Annotated in this window: 16 protein-coding genes; 2 read left to right on the forward strand and 14 right to left on the reverse strand. The window is 37.7% G+C overall.

The genetic code is table 11. The features are described from left to right. Positions 1-7 precede the first annotated feature (7 nt). The 14 genes from dnaB to dnaA form a co-directional block, all read right to left on the reverse strand. Positions 8-1,393, reverse strand: a complete 1,386-nt coding sequence (gene dnaB, locus JP39_RS11745; protein ID WP_041498924.1) for a replicative DNA helicase — start codon at positions 1,391-1,393, stop codon at positions 8-10. Between the two features lie 6 nt (positions 1,394-1,399). Then, entirely contained in the window at positions 1,400-1,855 is a 456-nt protein-coding gene (gene rplI, locus JP39_RS11750; protein ID WP_041498925.1) for a 50S ribosomal protein L9, read from the reverse strand. An 18-nt stretch (positions 1,856-1,873) separates the two neighbouring features. Further along, positions 1,874-3,877 (reverse strand): DHH family phosphoesterase, encoded by a 2,004-nt coding sequence (locus JP39_RS11755; RefSeq protein WP_041498926.1) that lies wholly within the window; start codon positions 3,875-3,877, stop codon positions 1,874-1,876. Between the two features lie 99 nt (positions 3,878-3,976). Next, complete coding sequence (locus tag JP39_RS11760) at positions 3,977-4,519, reverse strand: DUF3278 domain-containing protein (RefSeq protein ID WP_041498927.1); 543 nt, start codon at positions 4,517-4,519, stop codon at positions 3,977-3,979. Continuing rightward, positions 4,509-4,709 (reverse strand): helix-turn-helix transcriptional regulator, encoded by a 201-nt coding sequence (locus JP39_RS11765; protein ID WP_041498928.1) that lies wholly within the window; start codon positions 4,707-4,709, stop codon positions 4,509-4,511. Before JP39_RS11765 ends, JP39_RS11760 begins: the two co-directional genes overlap by 11 nt. Positions 4,710-4,923: 214 nt before the next feature. After that, the gene (rpsR, locus tag JP39_RS11770) at positions 4,924-5,160 is read right to left on the reverse strand and encodes a 30S ribosomal protein S18 (RefSeq protein WP_041498930.1); all 237 of its coding nucleotides are present in this window, start codon (positions 5,158-5,160) and stop codon (positions 4,924-4,926) included. A gap of 21 nt (positions 5,161-5,181) precedes the next feature. Beyond that, complete coding sequence (gene ssb / locus JP39_RS11775; protein ID WP_041498931.1) at positions 5,182-5,784, reverse strand: single-stranded DNA-binding protein; 603 nt, start codon at positions 5,782-5,784, stop codon at positions 5,182-5,184. 37 nt (positions 5,785-5,821) lie between these two features. Beyond that, on the reverse strand, positions 5,822-6,118 hold the full coding sequence (gene rpsF, locus JP39_RS11780) for a 30S ribosomal protein S6 (protein WP_041498933.1): 297 nt from the start codon (positions 6,116-6,118) through the stop codon (positions 5,822-5,824). A 710-nt stretch (positions 6,119-6,828) separates the two neighbouring features. After that, on the reverse strand, positions 6,829-9,402 hold the full coding sequence (gyrA, locus tag JP39_RS11790) for a DNA gyrase subunit A (protein WP_041498936.1): 2,574 nt from the start codon (positions 9,400-9,402) through the stop codon (positions 6,829-6,831). Positions 9,403-9,418: 16 nt separating this feature from the next. Beyond that, positions 9,419-11,368, reverse strand: coding sequence for a DNA topoisomerase (ATP-hydrolyzing) subunit B (gene gyrB / locus JP39_RS11795; RefSeq protein ID WP_041498937.1), 1,950 nt, complete (start codon positions 11,366-11,368; stop codon positions 9,419-9,421). Then, on the reverse strand, positions 11,368-12,489 hold the full coding sequence (recF, locus tag JP39_RS11800) for a DNA replication/repair protein RecF (protein ID WP_041498939.1): 1,122 nt from the start codon (positions 12,487-12,489) through the stop codon (positions 11,368-11,370). The genes gyrB and recF overlap by 1 nt, the downstream gene beginning before the upstream one ends. Before the next feature lie 3 nt (positions 12,490-12,492). Beyond that, a complete protein-coding gene (gene yaaA / locus JP39_RS11805) occupies positions 12,493-12,702 on the reverse strand; it encodes a S4 domain-containing protein YaaA (protein ID WP_041498940.1) in 210 nt (69 codons plus the stop codon). Between the two features lie 239 nt (positions 12,703-12,941). Then, on the reverse strand, positions 12,942-14,078 hold the full coding sequence (gene dnaN / locus JP39_RS11810) for a DNA polymerase III subunit beta (protein ID WP_041498941.1): 1,137 nt from the start codon (positions 14,076-14,078) through the stop codon (positions 12,942-12,944). 158 nt (positions 14,079-14,236) lie between these two features. Beyond that, positions 14,237-15,613 carry a chromosomal replication initiator protein DnaA gene (dnaA, locus tag JP39_RS11815; RefSeq protein ID WP_041498942.1) on the reverse strand — a complete coding sequence of 459 codons (1,377 nt, stop codon included), beginning with the start codon at positions 15,611-15,613 and terminating at the stop codon, positions 14,237-14,239. Between the two features lie 502 nt (positions 15,614-16,115). On the opposite strand from dnaA, the gene rpmH reads away from it, so the two are divergent. Beyond that, entirely contained in the window at positions 16,116-16,256 is a 141-nt protein-coding gene (rpmH, locus tag JP39_RS11820) for a 50S ribosomal protein L34 (RefSeq protein ID WP_025085419.1), read from the forward strand. A 67-nt stretch (positions 16,257-16,323) separates the two neighbouring features. Then, the gene (gene rnpA, locus JP39_RS11825; protein WP_041498945.1) at positions 16,324-16,665 is read left to right on the forward strand and encodes a ribonuclease P protein component; all 342 of its coding nucleotides are present in this window, start codon (positions 16,324-16,326) and stop codon (positions 16,663-16,665) included. The last annotated feature ends 2 nt before the right edge of the window (positions 16,666-16,667 follow it).

The following is a 16,667-nucleotide window of genomic DNA, read 5'->3' on the forward strand; positions in this document are numbered from 1 at the left end:
ACACTATTTAATTTTCTGGAATATTCGCGATCGATGAAAACTTATTATAAGATTTCACGAACAATAACTTAGCAGTCCCACGAGGACCCGAACGGTTCTTACTGATGATGACTTCGACTTCACCAACATCCGGATCTTCCGGTTCCTCTTGCGGCTCACTATTATTGTTGTCATCGCCATCTTCATCACGATAATAATCATCACGATAAAGAAAAGCTACGATATCCGCATCCTGTTCAATTGAACCAGATTCACGGATATCTGACAACATTGGTCTCTTATCTTGACGAGCTTCAACACCACGGGAAAGCTGTGACAATGCGATTATTGGTACATGTAATTCTTTTGCTAATTTTTTCAAATTACGAGAAATAACAGAAACTTCTTGTTGTCTATTTTCTTGACCAGTACCTTCGATCAACTGCAAATAATCAATGATAACTAAATCCAAATTGCCGCTTTCCTTTAAAAGTCGACGACATTTTGATCTAATTTCAGCCATCTTAATACCAGGGGTATCGTCGATATAGACGTTAGTCCGTGACAAACTACCCATGGCAACAACTAAACTGTTCCATTGATTCTCATCCAACTTACCAGTTCTCAACGCATTGGCGTCAATACTACCTTCTGAACAAAGCATACGGTTAACTAACGATTCAGCACCCATTTCCAAAGAGAAAATAGCAACTGTGGCATTAGATTTCGTGGCCGCATTTTGAGCCAAGTTCAAAGCAAAGGCAGTTTTACCAACACCGGGACGGGCAGCGAGGATAACTAATTCATCCTTATGCAAACCAGTCGTCATGGCATCAAGATCTTTGTAACCAGTTGAAAGTCCAGTAACATCACTGTCTTGATCATAGAGTTTATCAATCTCCTCAAATGAAGACTTTACAACATCTGAGATTCTTCTGAAACCCTTGTGATTTCGGTTTTCAGAAACATCCATGATTTCTTTTTCGGATAAATCGATAATACTATCAACATCTTCATCTTCTTCAAAACTCCGTTGGACAATTCCTGTGGCAGCATTGATCAGACGACGCAAAGTCGATTTGTTCTTAACGATTTTGGCATAATAAGTCGTATTAGCGGCTGTCGGTACAGCACTAGCTAGTTCAGCTAAGTAACTGACCCCACCAATATCCTCAATTTGATTTAAACGATCGAGTTCGTTTTGAACTGTCACAACATCGACTGGTTCTTCCTCATCGTTTAAATTCATCATAGCTTGGAATACTAATTGATTAGCGTGTTGATAAAAATCTTCCGCTTCAACGTATTCCATAGCTTCGATTAAAGCATCCTGACTAAGAAAAACCGCTCCTAATACGGCTTGCTCGGCATCCTTATCATTGGGCGGTATTCTTGAAGTTATATCATTATTCATTTATTCCTACTTCTTTTCAGCAACGTGTACGCGAATGGTTGCCTCAACACCTTCAAACAATTTAACAGGAACGTTAATGTATCCAAGTGCCTTAACACCATCAGCTAATGTCATCTTGTGCTTATCAGCTTTGATTCCATATTGGTTATTTAATTCTTCAGCAATTTTCTTAGTTGTAACTGAGCCGAATAAACGACCATCAGTACCAGCTTTAGCTGAAACTTCGACAACTGTCTTGTCATCTTCAATCTGAGTCTTCAAAACCTTAGCTTCAGCTTTTTCAGCTTCGTAATCTTTAGCTTCACGGTTTTGTTCAGCCTTTAATTTAGCAACATTAGCAGTTGTAGCCTCAATAGCCTTTTTATTCTTAATTAGGAAGTTTTGGGCGTAACCGTCAGCAACATTCCTTAGCTCCCCCTTCTTACCTTTACCTCTAACATCTTCTAGGAAAATAACTTTCATATTATATGAATCCTCCTCTTAGTTCTTCTTATTAGATTCAGTCAATACGTCAACCAATTGATTTTTGACATCCTCGACCGTTGAATCAGAAATTTGAGTTGCGGCATCAGACAAGTGTCCACCACCGCCAAGTTTCTCCATAATGACTTGAACATTAACATTTCCCAAACTACGTGCTGAAATACCAACACGACCATCTGGACGTTTGCTAATAACAAATGATGCTTCAACATTATCTAATGATAACAATGTATCAGCTGCTTGGGCAACAATAACTGGATCGTAAGATTGGTCTTCTTCGCCAAAACATACTGCCATGTTGCCATTGACCATCGTAATTGTTTCGATTAAGTGACTCTTTTGAATAAATGAGTCGATATTCTCTTTCAAAACATTCTGGATGACGGTCTCATCAGCACCCACTGAACGCAAGTAACTGGCCGCATCAAAGGTTCTGGTACCAGTTCTGAGTGAGAATGACTTCGTATCGACTGTAATACCAGCCAACAACGCTGTAGCCTCGATTTTTTCGATGGCTTTTTTATTCTTAGGCTGATATTCAAGCATTTCAGTAATCAATTCACTCGTTGATGAAGCGTATGGTTCGATATAAATCAACATTGGATTTTCTGGGAATTCCTCGCCACGTCTATGGTGATCAATAACGACAACTTTATTATTATCGCCGTTGAACAAATCAGGATTGATAGAGATACTCTGTTTCGAGTGATCGACCATAACAATCAAAGTTCTAGGCGTCTTGATAGTCTCAGATTCCTCTGGTGAAATAATATCTTTCTTAATACTAGGATCTTCGTCAATCATGCCCAACAAACGACTGACGTCAGAGTGCAAGGTATTCGGATTGATGACAATCTTACATGGAGTATTATTCATCATTGAAATACGTCTAATACCAAGGGATGAGCCCAAAACATCCATATCGGGATGCGAGTGTCCCATAACAATGACTTGGTCGCTATCCTTGAGCAATTCTTGGAGCGCTTCACTAATCATTCTAGCTCGAACCCGGGTTCTCTTTTCCATTGGATCAGTATTTCCGCCGTAGAAACGAGCTTTTTCGCCAATTTCTTTAACGACGACCTGATCACCACCACGTCCAAGTGCCAAATTAAGATTCTTTTGCGCCTCATCGTTCAGCTTATGCAAATCATCAACACCATATGAGAAGCCCATACTTAGCGTCAAAGGTACATTTTGTTGTGATGTGTACTCACGGATGATATCCAAAATCTTAAAACCAGTCTTTTCCATTTCAAAAATCCGACCTGTGTAAGCCATGATAAAGAAATGATCATCATCGATACGTTTCAAGAACATCTGCTGTTCTGAAGCCCAATTCGACAACTCATTGGTAATATAATTATCCAAATTAGAGACATCACGATCACTCATTGACTGAGTAATCTCAGCGTAGTTATCCAAATATACTTGTCCGATAACTGAACGATTTTCTTCATATCTCTTTTCAATTTTAGAATAGTGTGTAATATCCATTAAATAGATGACTTTCAGTTCTGTTTGAACCTGTACCAAATAATACTTGTCATCGATTTGAATCGTTTGATTCCCCGTAGGATTCGCATCATCAATCATACTGGCTAATTTGGCCGATACATCTCCGATGGTCATACTGTTAGATGGATTAAATCCTGTCTCTTCAACAAAGTAAGGGTTCACCCACTGAATCTGTTTATCAGTATCATATAGAAGTATTCCTAATGGATACTCTACAAAACTGTTATCTGTTCCCCGATCAATTCGATACTGCAAATTGTTAGTATACTTACCTGCTTTTTCACCTAATAATAGGAATAAATAAACAAATAGGATTAACGAGATAATTACTAGTATAGCTTGAATGTAACCAGCTGCTGAGCCGTGAATCAAACCAACTATTAATATCGAAAATAACATAACAATCAAAGAGACCGCCGTAAGTTGAGTTGAATGATCAACTCGTGAAAGGAAGAATTTCAGATTAGCTTTTATCTTTTTCATAATAGTCCCCTCTTAGATATACCCTTTAATTTTATCACAGGCGACTTCTTCTTTCTTCATATATAGTGCTGAAAATAACTATTAAAGAAAGCGTTTTATCTAATACCTATCATCTTTAACAACACGTATCAGATGCCTTTCCCATAAATACATAAATCCGCTGAAAAAAATGGCAAAAAATAGTGCTTCAAACAATTCCTGCCGACTAAATAACACAGTTAGAAAACTACGTTTCGAAAACTCTAGAACTGAGCTGATTATCCAAAAGGAAAGAAAATTTAACGGCAGCATCTTCATCCACTTCAGACGAATTTGTTTTATTTTCTGTTCTTTATTTTGCTTAGTAGTTTCTCGATCAATTAAACCAAGCTGACGTAACGGAATCATCGAACATAAAATCGCAATCCATGAAACCGCTAACAATTGAATTAATATATTAATATAAAAGAAATTTTCAAAATCATTTACCAATCCTGCTGCGGCATATGAAAAGCTAGCAATTGCAAACAAGAATTCAAAAACCAACAATACAATTACTGTTCTAATTGAATTCCGACCAATTTCATTCTTGACTCGTTCGTCCATCACTCCAGGAATTCCAAAGAACTTTTTGATTACTTTATCATCCCACTTAGTCTTCATCTTGATCCCTCCAAAAAAGCGTATTCAAATCAGTCTTCAGTATCCAAGCCAGTTTTAGACACAGATCTAAAGACGGATTATACTTATCGTTTTCAATTAGATTAATCGTTTGCCTCGCTACACCAGCCTTTTCAGCCAGAGCCATTTGCGACAACTTTAAACTACGACGATATTCACGAACACGATTCATCCATTCACCCTTCATTTCAAAAAGTCATATATATATTACATTTGTAATTGTAGGGCTTAAAAATAATTATGTCAATTATATATGACATTTTATTGATAAAAATAGACCCCAAGCTCAGTCAGTTTATGACCGTCATCAGGATCAAATGGATTTTCACTTTTGAGGGTTTAAAAAAAGACCACCGAAAAGTGGTCTTTAATTAATTTTCAAAAAATTAGTCTTCAGCAACGAATGGAAGTAGAGCCATGATTCTTGCTCTCTTGATAGCTACAGTCAAAGCACGTTGGTTCTTAGCACTTGTACCAGTAACACGTCTAGGTAAAATCTTACCACGTTCTGAGATAAATCTCTTAAGTAAGTCTGTATCTTTGTAATCGATGTATTCGATATGGTTAGCAGCGATGAAGTCAACTTTACGTCTTCTACGTCCGCCTCTTCTTTGTTGGGCCATTATTAATTGCTCCCTTCTATATTAAAATGGTAAATCATCATCAGAAATGTCAATTGGTTTACTGTTGTCAGCAAATGGATCAGCACTACTGCTGTTATTATTGTTAGATTGATTATTGTTATTATTATTTGTATTGCTGTTGTAATTACCACTATTAGCAGGGGCATTGTTGCCACCGTTAAAGTTGTTATTACTGTTATTATTTACTGGAGACTGATTTGATTGGTTAGAATTATTGTAGCTAGGTGCTTGATTATTATTTGAATAATTATTACCACTACCAGAATCACGTCTTTCACTTTCAGCACGAGATTCAAGCAAGGAGAAGTTTTCCACAATAACATCCGTTCTGTAGACTCTTTGACCTTGTTGATTATCATATGAACTCGTTTGGATACGTCCATCAATACCGACAAGCGAACCCTTCTTAGTGAAGTTGACAAAGTTCTCGGCAGCTTTTCTCCAAATAGTACAACCGATAAAATCGGCATCACGTTCCCCTTGAGAATTTGTGAATTGTCTGTTTACAGCAACTGTAAAACTGGCAACCGCAGCTCCGCTAGAAGTATATCTCAATTCAGGATCACGTGTCAGGCGTCCAACTAAAACTACTCGATTAATCATTTATCTGCCTCCTTAAAATGTTTCACGTGAAACAAGTTTAGTCTTCGCGTCTAACGATCATGTGACGAAGAATGTTATCTTCAATCTTTGAAAGACGGTCGAATTCGTTAACTGCTTCATCGTTATCAGATTCAGCATTTACGATATGGTAAATACCTTCTTTGTAATTAGCGATTTCGTATGCTAAGCGTTTCTTTTCCCAGTCTTTTGAGTCGATTACTTTGGCGCCGTTGTCAGTAAGGATCTTATCGAAACGATCGATCAATACCTTCTTTGCGTCTTCTTCCATATCAGGTTTAATGATATATGTGATTTCGTAATGTGCTTCAGCCATGACTGTACACCTCCTTATGGTCTAATGGTCCCTTCCACTTGGAAAGGACAAGGAGCATAAATTAACTACATTTTATACTCACGAATGATAATTCTATCATAAGTTGTCTGTAATTACTAGGACTAATTCTATTGTAATTTGCCGTCTCCGGTTGGCAGAAATATAGTCCGCTATGGGACCGACGCGAGCCAAGGTCTCGCGCCTCGATTTTGAGCCGAAAAAGCGCGTCTCAAAACTCGTCCTGTGGTGTAATGGCTAAAGCCATAACGCCACCTCCATTGCTGGACTATCTTTCTGCCAACCTCCGACTAAGTCTGAGGATTTTTTGTAGATATCTATCATACATAATCAAATTTCAATTCATAGCTGCCAGCATGACTAAGCAATGACTATGTATACAAAGCCACAAAATAAAGCTAATACCAACATTCAAAGTCAAATTAGCCGGAGGGTTTGAGAGAATCTATCCGCCGTGCAAGTGGCGTTATGGCTTTAGCCATTACACCACCGGCGTCTTTGGAGACTTGCTGTTTTTGCAAGGCTTCAAAGCGAGGCGTGAGACCTTGGCTCACACCGGTCGGCACAGCAGATAGAATTCTCTCAAACCCGGAGGCGGCAACAAAAAAACCGTTTCTGCCTGACACGCATCCCTTAATTGGGCTACATATCTAAAGTACGCAGAAACGATTAGTTTTTTTTACTATTTATTATTATTCATTGTCTGAATCTGAATTATCTGAATCTTCTGAACTATCAGAAGTATCAGAATCTACTGAATCAGTTGAATTTTCTTCTGATGAATCATTTGTTGAATCATCAGTCTTGTCACTGTTATCAGTATCTTCGGAATCTTCTGTTTCGTCTTCAGCAATTTTTGCCATTGTTGAAACGATTGAATCGTCATCGACTTTAATCAATCTGACACCAAGTGTTGCACGACCTGTTTGTGAGACGCTTTGAACGCCGAAACGAATCATAACACCTTTATCAGTGATCAACATGATATCTTCATCACCGTCAACAACTGTCAAACCAGCAATTGGTCCATTTTTCTCAGTTACGTTAGCAGTCTTGATACCTTTACCACCACGACCCTTGATTGGGTATTCAGTTACGGCAGTTCTCTTACCATAACCATTTTCTGAGATGGTCAAAATTTCTTGGCTAGCTTCAGCAATTGATGAGCCAACGACATAGTCTTCTTCACGCAACTTAATACCACGGACACCGGCAGCTGTTCTTCCCATTGGGCGAACGTCGCTTTCTCTAAATGTTACGGCATAACCTTTGTGAGTTCCGATGATAATAACTTTACTGCCATCAGTTAAGAAGGCATTGTTCAATTCATCTTCATCACGCAAAGTAATTGCACGCAAACCAGAGTGTCTGATATTGGCAAAGTCACTAACTGGAGTCCGTTTAACGGTTCCGTATTTAGTAACGAAGAACAAGAATGAATTATCGGGATCAACATCTTTATCGACATTGATGACAGTTTCAATCTTTTCGCCCTTCTCGATATTCAAGAGGTTGATAATTGGAATTCCCTTGGCTGTACGCCCATATTCAGGAACTTCATACCCTTTGATTCGATAAACTTTACCAGCGTTTGTAAAGAACAAGAGACGGTCATGTGTTGATGTATAAATCATCTGTTCGATGAAATCATCATCATGAATCCCCATTCCTTGAACACCACGGCCACCACGATTTTGAACACGAAATTCATCCGCAGACAAACGTTTGATATAACCATTGTGTGTCAAAACGACTAAGATATTTTCTTCTTCAATTAAATCTTCATCTTCGATGTTAGCAACTTCACTAGCACGAATTTCAGTTCTTCTTGGATCGCCGAATTTATCTTGAATATCAAGCAATTCGTCATAAATAATCTTGTCGACACGTTCTGGTTTAGCCAAAATATCTTCGAAGTCCGCAATTTTAACTAAGAGTTCTTGATACTCAGCTTCAACTTTTTCACGTTCCAAACCAGTCAAACGAACCAGACGCATATCTAGAATAGCTTGTGATTGTTTGTCTGAAAGCTTGAATTTGTCCATCAAAGTTTGCTTAGCAATCGCTGAAGTCTGAGAACCACGGATAATACTGATAATCTCATCGATGTGATCCAAGGCAATTCTCAATCCTTCAAGGATATGAGCTCTAGCTTTGGCACGTTTCAATTCGAATTCAGTTCTTCTTCTGATAACAACTTCTTGATGCTTCAAGTATTCAACTAGGACACCTTTAAGTGTGAAGACCTTAGGAGTCTTACCCACGATAGCAACCATGTTGATACCATATGAAATTTGTAATGATGTCAATTTATAAAGGTTATTCAAAACAACTGAAGCACTGACGTCACGACGAATATCGATAACGATACGCATACCTTCACGGTCAGATTCATCGTTCAAATCAGTGATACCTTCAAGTTTTTTCTCACGAGCTAGTTCAGCAATACGTTCAACCAACTTAGCCTTGTTGACCATGTATGGAAGTTCAGTCACGATGATTTGTTCAGCGCCACTCTTCTTCGTTACAACGTCAATTTTGGCACGGAGAATGATTGTACCTTTACCAGTTTCATAAGCTTTTCTGATACCTGAACGGCCCATGATGATACCACCAGTAGGAAAGTCAGGTCCGGGAATAACTTTCATCAAATCAGCTACAGTTGCATCCTTATTTCTCATCAAAATATGCAATGCATCAATAACTTCTTTCAAGTTATGAGCGGGGATATTAGTTGTCATACCAACGGCGATACCAGTTGCACCATTAACTAACAAGTTAGGGAAACGAGCTGGTAAAACCATTGGTTCTTTTTCTTCACCATCATAATTAGGAACAAGGTCAACGGTATCTTTGTTGATATCACGCAACATTTCAACCGCCATCTTGCTCATACGTGCTTCGGTATAACGCATAGCAGCGGGCGGATCACCATCGATTGATCCAAAGTTTCCGTGTCCATCAACCAATGGGTAACGGTAACTGAAATCCTGAGCCATTCTAACCATTGATTCGTAGATAGCTGAATCCCCGTGGGGGTGATACTTACCCATGATATCCCCAACGAAACGGGCACTCTTCTTGTATGGTTTGTCAGGTGTAACACCTAACTCATTCATACCGTAAAGGATACGACGATGAACGGGTTTGAGGCCATCACGAACATCAGGTAACGCACGTGACACGATAACACTAGCAGCGTAGTCAACAAAGGAATTCTTCATGACTTCTGTCAAATTAACATTTTCTATTCTATGCTCTGCCATTAAATTGCCATCCTCCCTAATAATCTACTTCTGCATAACGTGCATTTGCTTCGATGAACTCACGTCTAGGTTCAACTTTGTCACCCATCAACATTGAGAAGACTGCGTTAGCTTCAATGGCATCATCGAGGTTAACACGGTCCAATCTTCTCTTGTCAGGATCCATAGTTGTTTCCCATAATTGATCAGCATCCATTTCACCAAGACCCTTGTAACGTTGAATCTTTGGTTCTGGTTTTGGTGCTAATTGTTCAACAAATTCATCTTTTTCTTTATCAGTATCAAAGTACTGCATCATCTTACCTTGGCGAACTTGATACAAAGGTGGCTTAGCGATATAAACATAGCCTGCATCAACGATTGGACGCATGTATCTGTAAAGCAACGTCAAAAGCAATGTTCTGATATGGGCACCATCGACATCGGCATCGGTCATGATAATAACCTTGTGATATCTAGCCTTAGAAATATCGAAATCTTCACCAAAACCTGTTCCCATCGCTGTGAACAAAGTTCTGATTTCTTCATTAGCCAAGATTTTGTCCATTGAAGCTTTTTCAACGTTCAAAATCTTACCTCTAATAGGCAAAATAGCTTGTGTTAAACGTGAACGACCAGTCTTAGCAGAACCACCGGCTGAATCACCCTCGACGATAAATAATTCAGAAATTGCAGGATCTTTACTTGAGTTGTCAGCCAACTTACCAGGTAAATTACTGATTTCCAAACCATTTTGCTTTCTAGTTACTTCACGAGCACGCTTAGCAGCTAGACGAGCTTTGGTAGCTAAAGAACCCTTTTCAATAATCTTCTTAGCAACGTTAGGATTTTCCATCAAGAACTTCATGAAATGTTCACTGAATAGACGATCAGTGATAGTTCTAGCGTCACTATTACCAAGTTTTGTCTTTGTTTGACCTTCAAATTGTGGGTCCGGGTGCTTGATAGAAACGACCGCAGTCATCCCTTCACGAACATCTTCACCAGATAATTTGTCGGTATCTTTTAATAATTTGTTTTTGTGAGCGTAATCGTTAATAACACGTGTCAAAGCTGTCTTGAAACCAACTTCGTGAGTACCACCTTCATAGGTGTGAATGTTATTAGCGAAAGTCATCAAGTTAGTGTGATATTCATCAGTATATTGGAGGGCAACTTCAACAGTAATACCGTCTTGAACACCTTCAAGATAAATAGGATCGTCGAAAAGGACTTCCTTGTCTTTATCCATGAATTCAACGTAACTCTTAATTCCACCTTCATAGTGGAAAACTAATTTTTCAGCTGTATCAGCTCTCTTATCAGTGAAAGTTAACTTCAAGCCTTTATTTAAGAAAGCTAGTTCACGAATTCTAGTTGTTAAAACTTTGTCATCGTAAACTGTAGTTTCGGTAAAAATATCTGGATCTGGCACGAAATGGACTTTAGTTCCATGTTTAAATTCACCAGCATCGCCGAGGACATGCATTGCATCCTTAACCTTGCCACGTTCGAAGTCGATACCGTAACGTTTGCCGGCACGAACAACTTCAACCTGCAATTGACTACTCAACGCATTAACAACGGAAGCACCAACACCATGCAAACCACCAGATACTTTATAACCGCCACCGCCGAATTTACCACCAGCGTGCAAAATTGTATAAACCGTTTCAAGAGCAGGCTTACCAGTCTTCTTTTGAATATCAACTGGAATACCACGTCCATCATCGGTAACAGTAATGGAGTTATCAGGTTCAACAGTAACCTCGATCTTTGTAGCGAAACCAGCTAAAGCTTCATCAATACCATTATCAATAATTTCCCAAACAAGATGGTGTAAACCTTGTTTACTAGTAGAACCGATATACATACCAGGACGCTTACGAACAGCCTCTAGTCCTTCAAGAACTTGAATTTGACTCGCGTCATATTCTTCGACTTTTTCTTCTTTCTTTTCCAGCTCAGCTTTTCTGTCTTCAGCCATTAAATCTCCTCCTGTTGAACTTTGCCATTTTTAATATTTAAAATATTAGGATTTTTAACCAATTCCGGATCAACGTCATCGATCGAAGTCGTGGTAATAAAAGTTTGAATACCACCCTTAATTGAGGATAGTAAATGGGTCTGTCGTTTGTGATCAAGTTCTGACAAGACATCGTCCAACAAAAGAATTGGATAATCCCCTACCTGATCCTTAATCAATTCGACTTCCGCAAATTTCAAACTCAAAGCGACTGACCGCTGTTGACCTTGTGATCCGAAATCTTGAACATTTTTCCCATTGACCATGAATTTAATATCATCGCGATGTGGACCAGAAAGCGTCACACCACGTTGAATCTCTTTTTGGTAGCTCTTTTTGAAATTATCTTTGAAAATATTATAGATATTTTCAAGACTCTTTCCGTCAGTTTTGAAAAACGTATTGTAAACAATTTCTAGTTTTTCATTATCTTCGGTAATATTTGCATGAATCTTTTCAATATGAACCTGCAACTTCTGTAAAAACTGTAAACGTGAAAAAACAACTTCCGCACAATACGCCGCAAACTGATCTGATAAAACATCTAAATAAATCATATCGTTCGCTTGGTGATGCTGAAGTTTTTTTAAATATGCATTGCGCTGTTTTAAAACTGACCGGAATTGACTCATCGTCTTCAAATATTGCGCCGACATTTGGCCAAATTCCATATCAATGAACTTGCGACGAATCCCAGGATTGCCTTTAACAATCGACAAATCTTCTGGAGAAAAAAGAACAACATTCAAATTACCAATGTAACTGGATAATTTACGTTGTTCTAAATTATTCAATTTGGCTTTTTTTCCAGACTTACTGACGACCAAATCCAATTTCAGACGACTGGAATTATCTTTGATCACCGTACCGGAGATTCTTGCAAAATCACTGCCCCACCTAATTAAATCCTTGTCATTTGATGTTCGATGGCTTCTCGTCAAAGCTAAAAAATACATAGCCTCTAATAAATTGGTCTTGCCTTGAGCATTTTCTCCCAAAAATACATTGATAGCGGGTGAAAAATTGACGTTTAAGGATTCGTAGTTACGGTAATTTTGAAGTTTGAGTTCTTTTACAAACATCTACTATTCAATTTCAAAAGTTTGATCACCGACAACTACAACGTCCCCAGAGCGTAACTTTTTACCACGACGATCTTCGGGACTGCCGTTAAGAAGGACTGAATTCTCACGTAAGAACCATTTAGCTTGGCCACCAGTTTCGATGACTCCAGCTTCTTTTAACATTTGACCTAAGGTTATAAATTCAGTTTCTAGCTTAATTTTTTCAGACATTGTTAACACCCTATTTATTAGATTTATCCATTAATGACATACTAATATTATAGTTGTTTTCACAATAAAAAACAACTTAGAACTAAATATCAGGCGATTTGAGCAATTTTTCAAATAATGAGTATCCACCCACTAAAATACCCTCAAAAAAGTTTCTACGCTAAATTACGGCGTTTTGGCTGATATTGGCAAAAAAAATAGACCGAACCGAAAGTTCAGTCTATTTTTGCGTTTTCACATTAAAATGTTCGTACTGGAGTGATAAGTTGCACGAAATTATCACGATCTTCTACTGGTCTTAAAGTAAATGGATGTAATGGTGATGTGAAACTCATTTCAATTGTTGTGTTACTTCCGAACGATCTCAAAGCATCTTTCAAGTAATCAGGGTTAAAGGAAATTTCTAAGTCGTCTCCTTCAAGATTTTCACAATCAAGAACTTCTTCAACGGTACCAACTTCTGGTGAGTTTCCGTAAAGAGTGGCTTTTTTATCCACAGCTTTGATTTCAAGCTTGATAACATTGTTGCGACTTTCATGAGAAAGCAATGAGGCACGTTCAACTGAAGCAAGTAGATTTGATGAGTCGAAAGTCAAACGAGTATTTGATTCATCAGGAATCAAGCGGTCAGTTTCTGGATAACGGCCATCAAGCAATCTTGAGTAGAACATGATGTTGTCAAAACTGAATAAAACTTGGTTTTCAGAAATTGACATTGAGATCTCTTTAACTGAGTCGCTGATAGTTCTAACTAATTCAGTCAAACTCTTACCAGGAATAATCAAGTTGTAATCTTCATCACTAGTAATGTTGATACGACGTTGTGAAAGACGGTGACTATCAGTCGCAACAGCAGTTAGTCCTTCACTTGTAATCAAGAAGTTGACACCAGTTAAAACGGGACGACTTTCTTGAGTTGAAACAGCGATAACAGTTTGGTTAACAACTTCTTTGAAAACATCAGTTGGAAAGACAAGTTGATTGTCAGCTTCAACATCTGGAAGGTGTGGATAATTTACAGCATCCAAACCATTGATTGTAAATTCTGAAACACCAGACTTGATTAAAGTTTGATTATTGCTCAAAACTTCTAATTCAAAATTGTCGCCAGGAAGTTTCTTAATAATTTCGTTAAAGAATCTAGCAGGTAGAACAATTGAACCAGTACTCTCAATTTTCAAATCATTATCAGCATCTTCTTTAGAAATAAACGATGTGATAGAAATGTCTGAATTGCTACCAGTAATTGTTAAGCCTGATTCCGAAAGATCTAATTTCATTCCTGTCAAAATAGGAATAGTTGTCTTTGTCGAAATTGCTCGTTGAACGTTACTTGTTTGGTTAATGAATTTTGATCTGTCGATAGAAAATTTCATAGGTAACTCCCTTTTTTAATTAATTAATATAAAGATAGAAGTAGTAGTAGGGACTGTTAAAACTGTGGAAAACTATTAGAAAGATATGTGACAGTTGAAAATTTTATGTTATTAACAGCTGTGGATAACTGTGGGAAAAACTAAAAGTTATGAACATGTTAATTTCTAAGGTCATCCTTCAGTTCATTAACGGACCGTTTCAAATCGTCATCTTTAATGAGTAATTCGGATATTTTATCACACGAATGCATGACTGTCGTATGATCTTTACCGCCAAATTCCATTCCGATTTGTGGAAGTGATCTGTCGGTCAACTCACGAGAGAGATACATGGCGATTTGTCGAGGAACGACAATGGTTTTGACACGTTTCTTCCCTTTTAAGTCTTGGATCGTGACACGGTAATATTTAGCAACTTTATTTTGGATTTTCGCGATGGAAATACCGTTTTTGTCGTTAGATAATTTATAGATTTTTAGCGCATCGGCGGCGACTGACTTAGTAATATCAGTGTTTTTGGTCGTTGAATAAGCTTGAACTCGAATCAAAGCACCCTCAAGTTCACGAACATTGGTATCAATTTGAGCGGCAATATAAGAAAGCGTGTCATCAGGAATTTCAAGGTGTTCTGCTTTAGCTTTATTGCGTAAGATAGCAATTCTAGTTTCGAGATCAGGTGCGGTGATGTCTGCTGACAAACCTTGTGTAAATCTGGAAACTAATCGTTGTTGTAATTTAGGGATTTCGTTTGGTAAACGGTCCGATGTCATTACGATCTGCTTACCATTTTCGTAGAGCTCATTAAAAGTATGGAAGAATTCTTCTTGAGTACCCTCTTTTTCAGCGAAGAATTGAATGTCATCTATTAATAGTAGATCGACGTTTCGATACTCTTGTCTGAAATCGTCTTGAGTCCGCATCTGGATTGAGTTGATGAAGTCATTGGCAAAGGTTTCACTCGTAACATATTTAACTTTAGCTAGTGGATCAAGTTTGATCATTTGATGTCCGATTGCTTGCATCAAGTGAGTCTTACCTAAACCAACGCCACCATAAATAAAGAGTGGATTGTAGACCCCGCCGGGATCTTCAGCTGCAGCTAAGGCTGCGGCATGTGCCATCTGATTTCCGCTACCAACGATAAATGAAGAAAAAGTATATTTTGGATTCAAATGTGAATTATGGAAAATATGCTTTGGTTGAGCAGTTTCAGTTGTCTGTTCAACTTGAGGAGCGATTGTTTGCTCCTCTTTTTTGTTGTTTTCTTCATCATTTTCGATGATTGGATTCAATTCAGTTCCATTTAGTTCATATGAATATATAGCAATTTTTTCGGTGTAATTTCTTTCCCAATAGTCTTTATGTAGTTTTGTTGGGACCGAAATATAAATGTTATTGCCATCGATATATAAAGGATTGGCACTTTCAACCCAAGTTGAATAACTGACAGAAGTTAATTGAGATCTAAGCTTATTTGTAAAATAGTCCCAAAATTCGGTTAGTTTTGGATCAGTTGAGTTATTTATATTTTGCAATTATTTCCCCCCAATCTGTGGTTGTGGATAATTTTTTCCCTAAAATGACAGAGTATAGTTTATCATTCTATCAAAGAGTTTTCCACAGAACACACGTTTAAATTTAGAAGAAATAACAACAGGTATTTTCTAAATACACAGGTTTGTGGAAAAAGGTTGTTGATAAAAACTATCCACACAGTTATCCACAATTAACACAACTTCAAAAGCCCTATTACCAGCTGTTACACCTAAAAAACAAGAATTCAACAACACCTGTGGAAAACTAAAACACAGCAAAATAATCCGTTGGAAAAGTTTGTTCATACTCCTGTGGAAAAAACAAGTTGTAAAATTGCTCCACAAATTATCCACAATTAAAAATGCGAAAAACTTTCTAAAAAAAACTTGCTTTTATAGGAAATTAGTTATTTAAAAAGTTGGCATAACATGATATTATAGTTAAGCAATTGTCTGAAGAAGTGAATATTTTAAATATAACGAAGAGTCAGGAGGTTTATTGATGACTACAAAGAGAACTTATCAACCAAAGAAGCGTCACCGTGAACGCGTCCATGGTTTCATGAAAAGAATGAGCACAAGTAATGGTCGCAAAGTTTTAGCAAGACGCCGTAAAAAGGGTCGCAAAGTATTATCAGCTTAGTTTTGAAGGATCACTAAACAATTTGGTGGTCTTTTTTTATTACAGAACGAGAGTAGACTGGTGACATATGAGAAAAAGTTATCGAATAAAAAAAGAAAATGAGTTTCAATATGTCTATTCCAAGGGAAAATCCGTAGCAAACCGTAATTTTGTTTTGTACACGATGCCTAAAGAGAAGCAAAAGCATTTTCGTGTCGGAATTTCTGTCGGAAAGAAAGTTTCACATACTGCAGTCGGACGTAATCGTATTAAAAGATACATCCGCCAATCACTTTTGGAATTGAAGCCTGAAATTCCTCAAGAATTGGATTTCTTGATCATTGCAAGAAAACCGGCGGTAGATTTAGATATGTTTGAATCCAAGAAAAATATTGTACATTTATTGAAATTAGGTAAAGTATTAAATTAGGG

The organism is Companilactobacillus heilongjiangensis (assembly GCF_000831645.3).
In the GTDB taxonomy this organism is placed as follows: Bacteria; Bacillota; Bacilli; order Lactobacillales; family Lactobacillaceae; genus Companilactobacillus; species Companilactobacillus heilongjiangensis.